Here is a 14,806-nt window from a genome sequence, read left to right as displayed (position 1 = left end):
TTAGTCAGAACATCTATCTTAGGAGCAATGGCACGCTCCAGTCAGCCGTTTTGGATTGCCAAAACCCTTGATATACCGTAGGGTGGGCATTGCCCACCAGCCTTAAGTTAGTACCATTGAGGAGGAGTGGCGCTGACGTAAGATATGGTGTAAGCGCTGATGGCACGCTTCGTGCCAACTACTAACAAACTTAGCTGAGGTTAGCCAAAAATTTTAGAAAAGGGGGTGACACCCCTAAGATCAAAAATGATATAGTGTGATAGATAGATGCACCCTGATAATTGGGAGAGTCCTTTGAGTGGCTCTCTTTTTTATTGCTTTATGTCCCCTGAGAGTTGATATAATCGCTACTCGAAACAACTAGGGTAGAGGGGGACAAATCATGTCAGACTGGCAGGAAATTACAGGTGGCGTCACTGCACCGAAAGGATATCGCGCCTCTGGAATAGCGGCGGGACTTAAGCCTTCAGGACTGCCGGATTTGGCATTGATTGTGTCGGATGTGGAGGCGATCGCCGCCGGAGTCTTTACCCAGAATCAGGTTTGTGCTGCACCTGTTACCTATTGTCGCCAGCGTTTGCAAAAAAAAGCCAGCGCCCGTGCTATTTTAATTAACGCAGGTCAAGCGAATGCGGCAACCGGGGAAGCGGGATGGCAGGATGCAATGAACTCGGCGCAAGCATTAGCACAAGCCCTAACGATTGCTCCAGAGTCTGTACTACTAGGTTCGACGGGTGTGATTGGACAGCGTATTCGCATGGATGCTCTTCTCGCCGGAATTCCTCAATTGGTGGAAGGCTTATCAGAACTGGGTTCCAATGCTGCCGCCCAAGCGATTATTACTACAGATTTAGTGACAAAATCCATTGCCTTGGAAACCACGATTGACGATCGCCCCGTGCGGATTGGGGGGATTGCCAAGGGTTCAGGGATGATTCACCCAAATATGGCAACACTGCTGGCATTTATTACCTGTGATGCGGTGGTTTCCACGTCTTTGTGGCAAAAAATGTTAAGTCGGGCGGCGGATAAAAGCTTTAATCAAATTACCGTCGATGGAGATACCAGTACCAACGATACCCTGATTGCCTTGGCGAATGGTCAATCTCGCACCTCAGCGATTACGGAAATGGGACCCCATGCCGAAAAGCTAGAGGCGATGCTGACGGCGGTATGCCAACATTTAGCCAAGGCGATCGCACGGGATGGGGAAGGGGCGACGTGTTTGATGGAAGTACAAGTCACAGGCGCCCCTAATGATCAAGCAGCGCGTCAACTTGCCCGAACGATTGCGGGTTCATCCCTAGTCAAATCTGCCATATTTGGTCGTGATCCCAACTGGGGGAGAATAGCGGGTGCAGCGGGGCGTGCAGGTGTACCTTTTTCCCAGGAAGCCTTGCGGATTCAGATGGGGGATTTTGTGCTAATGGATAAAGGTCAACCTTTACCCTTTGACCGAGATGCAGCGAGTGCTTATTTGAAAAATGCCGCGACTGGGGCGTATTTGAAAGAGGATACGGTTTTAATTTCGGTGAGTATTGGCAATGAACCGGGTACGGGTAAGGCGTGGGGCTGTGATTTGAGTTATGACTATGTGAAAATTAATGCCGAGTATACGACGTGAGGGCGATGGTTCGGTTCAGGGGACGATGGTTCGGTTCCGTTCAGGGGGCGATTAAAATCGCTTCTACACAAACAAAGTCCGCCTGCGCGGACTGGGTTATAACGGGGATACTTAATCCGGATGTGGTATCAAACCCACCGGATTTTATCCTTGAACGAAGCAAAGGGCGGGTTCAAGAAATATGAGGTCTAATTTTACGCAGTTGTATCTCCATTGTGTTTGGGCAATCTGGGATAGATTACCTCTGATTACGCCCGATATTCAAGAGGCAGTTTATGCAGCAATTATTGGGGAATGCCAACAGCTAAAATGTACAGTTATTGCCTTGGGCGGTATTGAAGATCATGTACATCTATTAATAAGTTTTCCCCCTACACTAGCCGTTTCCGACTTAATCAAACAAGTTAAAGGAAGTTCTTCTCATTTAGTTACGCATGAAATCAATCCGGGGGACTTCTTCAAATGGCAAGGTAGCTACGGCGCATTCAGTGTTAGCCATGATAATCTTGACCAGGTAGCTAACTACATCAGAAATCAGCCGATTCACCATCGACAGAAATCAATAATTCCTACTTGGGAATTAATGGCTAACTGATTAATTAAATCATTTATAGTGGTTATAAATCGCGTTGATATGTAAAAAACTGCTTCTATTCGTTTCCGATAAAGTACAAGTTGTAAGTCCGCGAAGGCGGACTTTGTTTGTGTAGCTGCGAATTCCATTCGCCCAGCTTGTGTAATTGTTTCTTTGGCAACATAGAGTGGGATAAGCTGATTCGCGATCGCTCTACCACCACCCCTAAACCATCATGCTCAAAAAAATCGGCATCATCTGCTTAGCATTCCTGGTCGGAATTCTCATCTTTCCCCCGTTAACCTCCGCCCAATCCACCGCCGCTTTAGCCTCACGCCTCTCGCGCCTAGAAACCGAGAATTTCCAGTTGCGATCGCAAATCAACCGCATCGAGTCTCAGCTTGCTGCCTTAACTCGACAAGTTCCCAGTCCAAATCGCCCTCTCAACCCCCCAACGCTAGCACCATCAGTCCCCCCAGAACCCCACCGCGAGTCTTATAGCGCTACGCGCTGGGCAATGGGCAATGGGCAATAGGCAATAGTCAGGTCAGGGCGGGTTTTGCACAAACGTTATTATTTATAGCCAAACGAAAGTCCCTAAACCCGCCCCGACAAACTCTGCTTTTCCCACTCACTTTTTTGCCTGAATCACCTGCAAACTTCCCCCTGCATGGAGGTGCTGTTCACAGGATGAAAACCCCGTCTGCTTCAACAATCCCACCAAATCTGTCTCCAATAACTGCCAAGCTGTTTCTGTTTCAAATAACCAGAGAAACAGGGCGACTCCCGGCATAAATAAAACATTCGTCGGCTTGTGGAAATCCACCAGCGCGAACACACCCCCTGGTTTCAGCACCCGATGCACTTCCCGCAGAATTTGCTGTAACACTGACGGCGGCATCTCATGGAGTGCTACACTGGTATGCACAAGGTCAAACTGATTGTCCGAAAACGGCATATCCTCGGCAAAAGCTTCTATATACTTGGCTTGAGGTACATTCTTTTCGGCGCGTTGCAGCGATAAGGGTGAGACATCCAGCCCCGTGACATTCTGGGAATACTCCACCAGAAAGCGGGTCGCCTGACCCCCGCCGCAGCACAGGTCTAACACTGGGGTTTCTGAGTCAATTGTTAAGCCTTGCAAAGGCAGATGGTGAAATCGCCGTTCTCCACCCACGCTGGTGGCGGCTAGTCGGGAAATCGTGTCATAGAGCCACTGATACTTATAACTCAAGGGTCTTAATACGGTTGCCATGGTTCTGCTTAGGATCAACAATCTAGATTTTTTCCGGAAAACACAGACCATTACCAGCATATATTGTTAAAATCAGTAACAAATATGAAATATTTGGAATGCCGTGGTCGCTATGGGTCGTGTTGGGGTATTATTACTTAATTTAGGTGGACCGGATAATTTAGAGGATGTCCGCCCCTTTCTTTTTAATCTATTTGCCGATCCCGAAATTATTCGCCTGCCATTTTCGTGGATGCAAAAGCCATTGGCTTGGTTAATCTCGACAATGCGGGCAAAGAAGTCGCAAGAGAATTATCGCCAAATTGGTGGAGGTTCACCCCTGCGGCACATCACTGAAGCCCAAGCCCAAGCTTTACAGGAGAGGTTAAAGCATCAGGGGCAAGAGGCAAATATCTATGTAGGTATGCGTTACTGGCATCCCTTCACCGAAGAAGCGATCGCCCACGTTAAACGCGATCGCATTGAACACCTGGTTATTTTACCCCTATACCCACAATTTTCCATCAGTACCAGTGGTTCCAGTTTCCGGCTGCTGGAACAACTTTGGCAGGACGATGCTAAACTCAACCAAATCGAATACACGGTCATTCCCTCTTGGTATCAAGAACCGGGCTATCTGCAAGCCATGGCGGACTTAATTGACCAGGAACTGCAACAACGATTTGATCATCCTGACGCTGTTCATATATTCTTCAGCGCCCATGGTGTTCCTAGCAGCTATGTTACAGAAGCTGGAGATCCCTACCAGCAAGAGATTGAGCATTGCACGGCGCTAATTATGCAGACCCTCAACCGTCCTAACCCTCATACCTTGGCATATCAAAGCCGGGTAGGACCGGTGGAGTGGCTGCAACCCTATACTGAAGATGCACTGCAAGAGTTAGGGAATCAAGGCGTCAAAGACTTGCTAGTTGTCCCGATTAGCTTTGTCTCTGAACATATTGAAACCCTCCAAGAAGTTGATATTGAGTATCGGGAAATTGCCGAAGAAGCCGGCGTTGAGAACTTCCAGCGAGTTCCCGCCCTGAATACCCATCCCGTTTTTATTGAATCCCTCGCCACTTTAGTTGTAGAGGCTTTAAACACGCCGCCTCGAACATTTACCGAAGTTGTACGTCCCAGCAAAAAAGTTAAACTGTATCCCCAAGAACGTTGGGAATGGGGTATGACAACGGCGGCGGAAGTGTGGAATGGTCGTTTGGCGATGATTGGCTTTCTGGCGTTAGTCTTGGAGTTAATTAGTGGTCAGGGACCTCTCCATTTTGTGGGATTGTTATAAAACTAGAGTAAAGCGTGGCGCGTGGATGTGTAGGGGCGGGTTTCATGATTCTCCTATCTTTATTCACCCAGATGTGACTAAACCCGCCCTGACCAAGCCTTAATCACCGATTTGGTCTCAGTTAGTCCTGACGGCTGAGATCCTAAACTTTATCGTGTTTGCCACTAGACAAAATGACACCCCATTGGGATGTCTGTTTGCATGAAAAGAAACTGAGAAATGGCTTAGCGGACTCTCCGCTTACGCCGTCTAGCCACCGCTTTGCGCTTTTTCTTTTCAATCGGCGTCTCATAGTGACGCAAGCGCTTCATATCTGCAAAAATTCCCGCTTTAGACACTTGCCGCTTAAATCGGCGCAGTGCTGACTCAATTCCTTCATTTTCGCCTACAACCACTTGGGTCATACGATATCCTCCTTCTAGCGTACAGTACATAATGGATGATGATCATCATCCAATTCAATCTCTAACAAAATTAGCGTATTAAAACCCGCAGCGATGCTCATCTTTATGGAACCTCGCTGAGGCTACACTACCTCGACCAATGAGTAATTCCAAGTTAACTTGGACGGCTTCACTCATGAAATTAAAACAAAAACTTGAACCGTCTTGACAATTATTGGTTGCGACTGACTAACCTTGATAAGCATCAATTTAGTCATTTCAGAGGCGATGAGCATCGCTGCATGCAGTTATCTGAATAGTTCCATAGTAACGATTAATTTGTATGGAAACAAGCCTGTCCCCTTATCCGGTGAGACAGAACTGACCTGGGCTTGCCATCACCCCCAGATTACAACTTCGCGATCGCACTGTCAATCAACGTCACCCCCTGTTCCACAGTATCAATGCGACTAAGCTGATCTCGCCAGTCGCTGGCTCCCACAAAGCCCTTAGTATACCATGCCAAATGTTTTCTGGCTTGCTGAACGCCGCGATCGCCTTTATATTCCCATAAAGCCTGTAGATGTTCCTTAGCACAGGTTAGCCGTTCCACTGTTGTCGGTGGTGTGCGCTGTTTCCCCGTTTTCAGGAAATAGTCAATTTCTCCCACCAAAAACGGATAGCCCAATGTTCCTCGCGAACACATCACCCCATCCGCCCCCGTCTGTTCCAAGCATTTCACGGCTGACTCAACTGAAAAAATATCGCCATTGGCAATCACCGGAATCGACAAAACCTGCTTCACCTTACCAATCCACTCCCACTTCGCCTCCCCCTTATACCCCTGGGCGCGGGTACGGGCGTGTAAGGTTAGCATTTGCGCCCCCGCTTCCTGCATCCGCTGGGCAAAATCGAGGATATTAATCTCATCATCACTCCAACCAATCCGCGTCTTCACCGTAACCGGAACAGACACCGCCTCCACCACCGCCCGGACAATCGCCACCGCCGTTTCTGGTTCTCGCAGTAACGATGAACCCCCTCCCTTTTTCGTAATTTTATTCACCGGACATCCCATATTAATATCCACCGTATCCGCGCCTTCCGCCACCGCTTTTTGGGCGGCTTCTCCCAGGAAATCGGGGCGACAGTCAAATAACTGGATACTAATCGGCTTTTCATTGGGATCAACGTCCATGATTTTGGATAAACCCTTAACATGATGCAATCCGGCTGCATGCACCATCTCCGTATACATCATCGACTCTGGCGCATAGCGGCGCACCAAGCGACGGAAAACCAAATCTGTCACCCCAGACAGAGGAGACTGGAGAACCCGACTCTTAACTTCAAACGAACCAATTTTCAGAGGAGTTGCTAATCGCTGGTGTAATTGAGAGCAAAAAACAGTCATACAGGGAAGTATGCACGGTATTGGTACGCCATATTAACAAATAGTAAATTTACGCTTAGTGTGGGCAGGCAAAAGCATGCCCTCGAACGAAGTGAAGGGTTCCGCCCACACGCTGCGAACGCCAGTGACACTCAGTACTCTTTGGGAGCTGAGTCAAACCTAGTACAAGAAGGCAGAAGTCCGAAGCCTCCATGGCAGAAGGCTATAAGGAACATAATGTAGCTGCTTTTAAGGAGCTTGTTAACTGGTTAGTATTTGAAGCCGCGCTGCACTAGCATAAGAATCCCCACTCAGAATCTTCGATTGGAGTGGGGTGCGTTCAATCCGTAAGGTTAAACGCACTGTATCCATTAACCATTGAGGAACGCGCCAACTTAAGAGCGATCGCTTAATTAAATCAATGACAACGGCTTCATTGAGGCTAGAGGCATCCTCATCCCATAATACCCGCACCACACGCCCCTTACGCACCGGAAACTCAAACACAAGTTCACCACAGTATCCCGATGGTAAAATAACTTGTTGCAGGTGTTGCGTGAGTAGAGTGGCACTTGACTTTTCTAACCCCGTAACGCTGAGAACTTGTAGGTTGGTAATGGTTGTATCCGGAACCGGGGGAGAAGGGGTAGGGGGGATCTCAACCTCAGTACAGCTAAGGAGTGGTGGCTGGGTGGAATCGCCCACCATAGGCGAGGAAACGCCATTCGACGTGAATGAGGGGGGCAAACCCGAATTGCCTCGCGATCGCCTGAATTTGAGTCCGAGGAAACGCATGGGAGATTGATCAAAGAGTCCTTCGTATGATACCCCTTCTGGCATCTCCACGGGGACAGAGACACAAATTCCTTTCCCTTGGGAATCCGTGCGGATTTGTTCACTAACCGCCACAAACGCTGTATAGGGTGCTAAAATCTGATAGGTTAAAGCCGTCTCGATAATTGCCTCAACCTGTGCCTTCTTTTCACAGTGCCACATTTGATGCATCAGATCCTTGATTCGCGCCCGCCCCCACAACTGCGCGATCGCACAATTTCCATCTGAATCAAATCTCAGGTGAAAGTCCTGTTGATAACGTTTCCCCCCAGTTACGGTTCCGGTAATTTTCAGGATACCCGTTTGTTCGGGATTCATTGGAGAAATGCGCCCAAATAAAACTAAGGGTTGTTGGGTAAACAAATCGGGGGGAGTTGTCGGATAAATCATCGCCTCTCCCTCTCCTTGCCACTCCACATTTATATTCGTAAGAACGGGATTATTGATGTGGCGTAAGAATTCTTCAGTGACTTTCTGATTTGATTCATCCTGACGTACAATTCGCGATGTTCCTCGCCCTAATTCTGCAATCCGATTTAAGAGAAATCGATTCGGTGAACTGCCAACCCCAAAACTATATAAACGATTTCCGGGTTTGAGATACTGTTTTACCTCTGCCAGAATTTCTGATTCATTGCCAATGTAGCCGTCAGTGAGTAAAACAATACTGCGTAACCGTCCTTCGGGTGCAGCGGGGAAATTTAAGACAGCGCGAATTCCATTGAGTAAATAAGTGCCGCCATTTGCCTTTAATTGATTGATGTAGGTGAGGGCTTTAATCCGATTTTGGGGTGTATTGGCTAAAGGTTGGGCAGACAGTTGGGTTGTGATATCAGAAAAATCCAGAATCGTAAACGTATCCTGCGGATTCAAACCCTGGATAAATCGGCGCATCAGTTCCTGGGATTTGCGGAAGGGGTCACCTTTTTGAGATCCTGAAGTATCGATGAGAAAAACTACATCTTTGGGGACAATTTCATGATCGGAATAATCCACCGCCGGAATCAAATAGAGGGCAAAATGACCGCCGCGTGGATCTGATTGCGTCAGTACCGTCGCCTGAGTGCGATCGCCTGAGACTTGATAACGTAAAATCAGATCTTTGTTGGGAATGGTGTCCCCTTCCCCCAGGAGTACGCGCACCTCTGTTTCCTCATGTTCCACTTTGATCTGGTGCGAGGGAGAATTAATGTTGGAAATGGGAACCCCAGCGTCAATTTCCACCGTGATTTGAATATCATGTCCGGAACGGGTACTGGGTGGGATAATTGTAGGCATAATCCGTGACGCATCCGCCACGCGATCGCTATCCCCCGTCTCATCAATGGGAATCCCTGGACAAAATCGGGGTCCTACCACCATCGGAAACACGAATTCGCACTCACCGCCACTAAATTTCAGCGTATCAGTATAGCGAATCGTGACATCAATTCGTTCTCCGGGTTTAATATTGGCTAAAGATTGGGTAAAAATATTATCCCGTTCTTGTTCTAATAATCCAGCCGTTCGTCCCTCTTGGCGGGCTTGTTCATAAATTAGCTGCGCCTCTTCCCGTTTTTTAATCCCTCCTTTAATTATGCGATCGCCCAATTTTATTTCCATCTCATCCACCACCGCCGCATCGGGCAAAGGGAAGATATAGATGGCTTCTAAGGGTTCCCGGAAGGAATTTTCAAAGGTTTGGGTTACTTCGACGCGGGATAAATTACCCGCCACTTTAGCCAGCACTTGCGTATGCTTCAAAGGAAAAACCAAAGCGTGTTCCCCCGTTTTGGTGTATAGTCCACCAAGGGGTTTATGAGAGCGGAGCGTTGTATTCATCACCATGAGTACATCTTTCACCAATGAGGGGCATCTATAATCAATGCTACTGTTGAATTTTGGCGTTTCAGGAGTAGTTGACCCCTTATGCTAGCGTTAGTGATTTTCGTACATCCAGGGAAAATCAACAAATATAAAGGATGAGGAGTATAGCGATTTGACGCCTTCAATGGTGGGATAGGAGCCGTTACAGGCGTTTATCGGCAACGAAATAATAAAAAAAGCTAAAGCTACGCCGAGATCTCTATCTCAGGGATGAGAATGGAGCAACTGTCACACGCGATCGCGTGTCCGATAGGACGTAAGCACGTATCGCTTTCCCCTTCCTCTTGCTCCCATAAGACTGCTTGACAGCGTGATCAGTTTATATCACGCAGCAGAAGGGTTATACAATAAGACGCGAGCCCCTTTTTTAACTGGAGAGTTACTTCCGCTGCGCTGGTCTAGCCTGATAGTGTAGCTTTCCCTAAAATATAGCTTTAGCCATTGAGTCTACTATGAACAGGATCACGATTCAAAACTTTGATGATGACCTAAAAAAACGCCTCCAAAAGCGAGCTGAATATTCGGGACGTTCTGTTGAAGAAGAAGCCAAAGAAATCCTCCGCGCTGTCTTAACAGAACAAGTTCCTAAACCCTTAAATTTAGCTTTGGCTATCGAGCGACGTTTTGCCCATTTTGGCGATTTTAAACTGCCGATAATTTCTAGGGAACCCTTACGCGAACCTCCTAATTTTGACGAGTTGTAGAGACGTTGCATGCAACGTCTCTACTAAATGATGTGTCCTAACCGCTATCGCGGTTGCTATAAATGATAGTCCTTGATACAAATGTTGGGATGTGGGATTGCAATTATTAATCCTTGGGAATCTGACTGAACTAAACACAGGTAACATAGATAACGATCGCTAACCGTTCTAAACAATCAAGTAAAAATACTCAGTTGACTAAGGGGTCACAGCAAGACGACGCGAACTTTTTCTGGACATATCTCCTTACTGTCATTAGTTTGTGCTTATTGAGAATTTAAACATATATATAAGGACTTACGCACAGCCTCTATTCGTAGGGTGTGTTAGCGCAGCGTAACGCACCGAAAGCCCCCATAAGTGGTGTCGCTGCGTAAGTCCTGATATAGAGAAGTATAGCGGTTTGACGCCTTCAAGGGCGGGATAGGAGACGTCCCATCTGACGCAGAATCGCTTATCCTTAGAATCAGAATAATCCAATTTCCTCAAACCGAAACCGATGAGTCTGGTCATACCGAATGACATCCTCCAAGCCACCAAGATGACTAAGGATGAACTAAAGCTAGAGATTGCCATCATGCTGTACAAACAAGAAAAAATCAGCAGTGGCAAAGTCCGCGCCTGGACTGGACTGACCGTAATTGAGTTCCAACACGAATTAGGGAAACGAGGACTTTGCATCAACTATGATGTAGAAGATTTTCAGTTGGATATTCAAACCTTGCAGTCAATGGGCTTACTATGATTGTTGTCAGTGATACTTCACCCATCACCAATCTGGCAGCAATTGGTCAGCTCGATTTATTGCGGCAACTCTATAAAACCATCATTATTCCGCAAGCTGTTTATGATGAAATGGTGGCAGTGAATAAAATTGTTCCTGGTGCAGTTGAAGTACAGTCTCTATCTTGGATTCAGACTAAGACAGTCGCTGATGTTCAAAGAGTGACAGATATTCAAACTAGCCAGAACAATATTGATTTGGGTGAAGCCGAAGCAATCATTTTGGCGCTGGAATTGAAAGCTAACTTACTCCTGATGGATGAGCGGCGTGGTAGAGCGTTGGCAACTCATTATGGACTCAATGTAACTGGATTGTTAGGCGTTCTACTACAAGCTAAACAAAATGGTTTCATTCCCACGGTTAAACCTCTGATAGATCGGTTGATGGGGGAGTTGGATTTTCGGGTAAGTAGTCAGTTGTATGCAACAATTCTACAAGCGGCGGGTGAGTAGCTAACTTGGCTCAGAATGACACGTTAGAACACAATTTGGCATAAAGTGTGTTTTGTAGACCAATGAATCTGGTGGGCTATATCCGCGACGAAATAATAAAAAAAGCTAAAGCTATGCTGAGATCTCTATCTCAGGGATGAGAATGGATTGGAAAGAGTTAGTAGTTTTTACCTATAACTACGATGGCTGCGCCTTTAGGCTTACAGGGTTGTCTGCTAATGCTCCCCCTAGTTTTGCTCATGACAGGGAGTGGGTTCAGGGCTACCGCTAATCCTGATCATGCTTTGACCTCAGCGACTGGGTTAGGTGAGGTAGAAATGCAACGTCTGAGTGATCCAGTTGTGCAGCTATCCGCTCCAAACAGTGAAGCAGAAGCCTCTTCGCCAGCGGCTTCAGCTTGTCCAGATACCCATGAGTTTCACCAGCAACATTCTGCGATCGCGTTTCCAGCCGAACATATTCCAGCGCTGACGATTAAGGTGATCGGCAACACAGTTTTTAGTCGTGAGGAACTGATGGATGCGGTTAGGGAAGTGACTGAACCCTTAGAGAAGCGATATGTCACGGTAAGATTCTTGCTGACAGCACCGGAAAAATACACCCAACGAGAAGAGTTTGATGATCTGAACAACGTTCTGGAAAATTTACCGGATAACATTGCTGGAGCCATTACTGATCTTTATCTCACAAAGGGTTACATTAATTCTCAAGCAGAAGTTTCCAGCTTTGAGAATGGGGTTGTGGCAATTTGTGCGATTGAGGGAAGTTTAGATCAGATTCAGATAGTTGAAATAATTGATGCGGAGGAGAATGGAAGCCGCCAGATTACGGACAGTGAAAACCAAGAAGAAAATAAAGCGGTTCAAAAAGTTGAAGTAACAGGACGATGGGCATCTTATATCCGCGATCGCATTCAATTGGGTGCAGGGACTCCCCTGAATACGGCTGAACTGGAAGACCAACTGAGATTACTACGTGACGATCCCATTATCGGGGGTATAGAAGCCAGCTTACTAGAAACCGGGGAAACAGGGCAAACTAATCTCGATGTTCGCTTCACTAAAGCGAATCCCTTTGAGGGTAGTGTACGTGCTGATAACTTTTCACCGCCGAGTGTTGGTTCTGAACGATTGGGCGTTGAGTTAAGCCATCGTAACTTAGCGGTTGTTGGAGATAAAATTTCCTTTTACCGTGCGGCGACATTGGGCGCTGATGTGGTTGATTTGGGCTATCAACTGCCACTCAATTCAATGAACGGTACACTGAGACTGAGAATAGCACCCAATAGAAATGATATTATTCAGTCAGAGTTTGATGACTTTGATATTCGAGGAGAAACGGATCTATATGAAATCGTTTATCGTCAACCGTTGATACGCAAGCCTCGTGAAGAGTTTGCCTTATCCTTGGGTTTTACTTTCCAAGAGGGTCAGACGTTTATTTTCGATTCGTTAGGGATTCCCTTTGGCATTGGTCCGGATGAGGATGGGGTCAGTCGCACGAGTGTGATTCAGTTTGGACAAGAGTATCTGCGTCGTTCATCGCGGGGCGCGTGGTTTTTGGGTTCACAGTTTAGTTTTGGGACGGGTTTCTTTGATGCAACGACAAATGAGGGGGAGGTTCCGGATGGACAGTTCTTGAGTTGGTTGGGTCAAGTGCAACGGGTGCAACGAATCGGTGGGAATCACTTGTTGGTTGTTCAGGCTGAATTACAACTGACACCGGGTAGTTTATTACCCGCTCAACAGTTTGTAATGGGTGGAGGTCAATCGGTGCGAGGTTATCGGCAGAATGTGCGTTCTGGGGATAATGGGTTTCGCTTATCAATTGAAGATAGAATTACTCTTGAACGCAATCAAACTGGTGTTTCTACCTTACTACTAGCTCCCTTTTTTGATGCAGGGATTGTCTGGAATCATCCTGATAATCCGAATGAGTTACCATTAGATCGTTTCTTAGCTGGTCTGGGTTTGGGATTAATTGTGGAGCCAGAGTCGCAATTGAGCTTTCGTTTCGACTGGGGCATTCCTTTAAATTTGCTAGATGACCGGGGTGATAATTTCCAGGATATTGGATACTACTTTAGTGTTAACTATCGTTTTTAGGAGTTGCTTATTAGTTACATTTAATATTTTAGAGCTACCTATATCTTCTTAAAATACAGTTTTACAGAGTTGATTTATGCTACGCCAAAACTAATCAAAGAAAATGATGTTTACTTCATTAGATGAAGCAATAGAAAACTATAGAATTAGGCTAGAGGCACTTGAAAAAGCGTCTAAATACTCAAGAAAACAAATAAATGTTGCAATTCTATATACTCGATTAAAACGCTGGTATAAGGCACTCAATGTAGATGTTCGTAGAGCTTCATACAAAACATTTTTTGCCGTCATATTCACGTACCTTAGATATTTACCTACAGCCCTAAAAGCAAATGTTCATCAGCCATCAGATAAGCAAAAGCGAGTGATAAATGTCTTAATTGCTCGTGATGCCGTTGAAGCTGTCCAACTTGAGAAAAACCAGGATTTCCCCGATACTTTACTCACTCTGATTGACCTAGACAAGCGCTTGAGAGAACAGGCAAAGTTTATTGCCCAAACCATCGATTTAACTGAATGGCGTAAAAGCCTGAAGCTTCCACCTAAGGCATGGTGGTGGTTTTTCCCTCCTCCTGTCCATCCACAGGATCGTTTTGATTGGTTGTGGAGTGGATTATCTGTCTTATTCTTCACGGCTTCTCTTGGGCTTTTGGTAAATATTTCCTCCCGTGTTTTAACAGGCGGACCTGATTTATTTGGAGCATTGGCAATTAGTGTTCAGAGTGTGTTGACACTTTTGGCAGCTAAAGGCGCACTCACCCAATCAGGTAAGGAAGGAATAAAACAGTTTCTCGAAAACTGTAATCTACCTAAGCATTGGTGGCAAGAGATTAAATTGGGTTTAGCATTATTAGCCTGTGTAATTTTAGGAACTATCTACTGGGTGTTGCCTAGATTCGCCGCGCCTTACCGTCAACACGGATATCAAGAATACCAAGCTGGTCGTTTAGCGAGTGCTGAGTCAGATTACAAACGCGCTCTGGCACTGAATCCAGATGACGCAAAAACACATTTCTATCTGGGTTTGCTTTACGAAGAATTACAAGATTTTAAGCGTGCCAGTACAGAATATGAATATGCTATACAAGGTGATTACAAAACAGCTTTTAACAACTTAGCTCGCTTGTATATTCTCAAAAAAGATTATGCTAATGCTGGTGTCCTTCTAATACAGCTTGGGAAAAAGCCAATCGAAAATAAGCGCTTGGAGTACACCTTGTACAAGAACTTTGGCTGGTTGTTTTTAGAAAAGAATGATCTCACTCTTGCTAAGGAATATCTAAATATAGCAATTTATCTGGCTGATCAGTCGCCCCGAAGTCTTGATGAACGCCCAGGTTCTGCCCATTGTTTACTAGCACAGGTGCTAAATAAGGAAAATGATAATACTAAGGCAGAACAAAAACAATGGGAATACTGTAATAAATACACTTCTGGAGAATTTCCTGAGGAATTTATCTGGTTGGCAATGGCTAAGGAACGACTGCGAGAACTTAAAACTGTTCAGGTTAAATAGGAGAAATAAAGCTATGACATAACTCCATGTAAAAAAA

The 14,806-nt window shown here is 46.0% G+C and carries 13 protein-coding genes; 9 read left to right on the top strand and 4 right to left on the bottom strand.

Going from position 1 to position 14,806, the window contains the following annotated elements; genetic code table 11:
- Positions 1-382 precede the first annotated feature (382 nt).
- The 3 genes from argJ (at position 383) to RIE73_RS03500 (ending at position 2,733) form a co-directional block, all read left to right on the top strand.
- Positions 383-1,624 carry a bifunctional ornithine acetyltransferase/N-acetylglutamate synthase gene (gene argJ, locus RIE73_RS03510; protein ID WP_446399867.1) on the top strand — a complete coding sequence of 414 codons (1,242 nt, stop codon included), beginning with the start codon at positions 383-385 and terminating at the stop codon, positions 1,622-1,624.
- Between the two features lie 181 nt (positions 1,625-1,805).
- Entirely contained in the window at positions 1,806-2,219 is a 414-nt protein-coding gene (gene tnpA, locus RIE73_RS03505; RefSeq protein ID WP_446399866.1) for an IS200/IS605 family transposase, read from the top strand.
- 214 nt (positions 2,220-2,433) lie between these two features.
- Positions 2,434-2,733 carry a hypothetical protein gene (locus RIE73_RS03500; RefSeq protein ID WP_446399865.1) on the top strand — a complete coding sequence of 100 codons (300 nt, stop codon included), beginning with the start codon at positions 2,434-2,436 and terminating at the stop codon, positions 2,731-2,733.
- A gap of 96 nt (positions 2,734-2,829) precedes the next feature.
- Here RIE73_RS03500 and RIE73_RS03495 read toward each other — a convergent pair whose 3' ends face one another.
- Positions 2,830-3,453: a class I SAM-dependent methyltransferase gene (locus RIE73_RS03495; protein WP_446399864.1), complete on the bottom strand. Its 624-nt coding sequence runs from the start codon at positions 3,451-3,453 to the stop codon at positions 2,830-2,832.
- 112 nt (positions 3,454-3,565) lie between these two features.
- Here RIE73_RS03495 and hemH point away from each other — a divergent pair, with 112 nt between their 5' ends.
- Positions 3,566-4,732, top strand: a complete 1,167-nt coding sequence (hemH, locus tag RIE73_RS03490; protein WP_446399863.1) for a ferrochelatase — start codon at positions 3,566-3,568, stop codon at positions 4,730-4,732.
- Between the two features lie 224 nt (positions 4,733-4,956).
- Here hemH and rpsU read toward each other — a convergent pair whose 3' ends face one another.
- From rpsU to RIE73_RS03475, 3 genes are all read right to left on the bottom strand, one after another.
- Positions 4,957-5,136 carry a 30S ribosomal protein S21 gene (gene rpsU / locus RIE73_RS03485; RefSeq protein ID WP_446399862.1) on the bottom strand — a complete coding sequence of 60 codons (180 nt, stop codon included), beginning with the start codon at positions 5,134-5,136 and terminating at the stop codon, positions 4,957-4,959.
- A 388-nt stretch (positions 5,137-5,524) separates the two neighbouring features.
- Positions 5,525-6,529: a tRNA dihydrouridine synthase DusB gene (dusB, locus tag RIE73_RS03480; RefSeq protein WP_446399861.1), complete on the bottom strand. Its 1,005-nt coding sequence runs from the start codon at positions 6,527-6,529 to the stop codon at positions 5,525-5,527.
- A 240-nt stretch (positions 6,530-6,769) separates the two neighbouring features.
- On the bottom strand, positions 6,770-9,163 hold the full coding sequence (locus RIE73_RS03475; protein WP_446399860.1) for a VIT domain-containing protein: 2,394 nt from the start codon (positions 9,161-9,163) through the stop codon (positions 6,770-6,772).
- Between the two features lie 497 nt (positions 9,164-9,660).
- Here RIE73_RS03475 and RIE73_RS03470 point away from each other — a divergent pair, with 497 nt between their 5' ends.
- The 5 genes from RIE73_RS03470 to RIE73_RS03450 all read left to right on the top strand — a co-directional run bounded on the left by RIE73_RS03470 (position 9,661) and on the right by RIE73_RS03450 (position 14,769).
- Positions 9,661-9,912: a FitA-like ribbon-helix-helix domain-containing protein gene (locus RIE73_RS03470; RefSeq protein WP_446399859.1), complete on the top strand. Its 252-nt coding sequence runs from the start codon at positions 9,661-9,663 to the stop codon at positions 9,910-9,912.
- A gap of 499 nt (positions 9,913-10,411) precedes the next feature.
- Positions 10,412-10,657, top strand: a complete 246-nt coding sequence (locus RIE73_RS03465) for a UPF0175 family protein (protein ID WP_446399858.1) — start codon at positions 10,412-10,414, stop codon at positions 10,655-10,657.
- Positions 10,654-11,148 carry a DUF3368 domain-containing protein gene (locus RIE73_RS03460; protein WP_446399857.1) on the top strand — a complete coding sequence of 165 codons (495 nt, stop codon included), beginning with the start codon at positions 10,654-10,656 and terminating at the stop codon, positions 11,146-11,148. Before RIE73_RS03465 ends, RIE73_RS03460 begins: the two co-directional genes overlap by 4 nt.
- A 182-nt stretch (positions 11,149-11,330) precedes the next feature.
- Positions 11,331-13,253, top strand: coding sequence for a ShlB/FhaC/HecB family hemolysin secretion/activation protein (locus tag RIE73_RS03455; RefSeq protein ID WP_446399856.1), 1,923 nt, complete (start codon positions 11,331-11,333; stop codon positions 13,251-13,253).
- Between the two features lie 103 nt (positions 13,254-13,356).
- Positions 13,357-14,769 carry a tetratricopeptide repeat protein gene (locus RIE73_RS03450; RefSeq protein WP_446399855.1) on the top strand — a complete coding sequence of 471 codons (1,413 nt, stop codon included), beginning with the start codon at positions 13,357-13,359 and terminating at the stop codon, positions 14,767-14,769.
- Positions 14,770-14,806 lie beyond the last annotated feature (37 nt).

The sequence above is a fragment of the Coleofasciculus sp. C1-SOL-03 genome (assembly GCF_040220555.1).
Classification (GTDB): Bacteria; Cyanobacteriota; Cyanobacteriia; order Cyanobacteriales; family Coleofasciculaceae; genus Coleofasciculus.
Note: the sequence above shows the minus strand (reverse complement) of the source record. Positions and strands in the feature narration are given on the sequence as shown.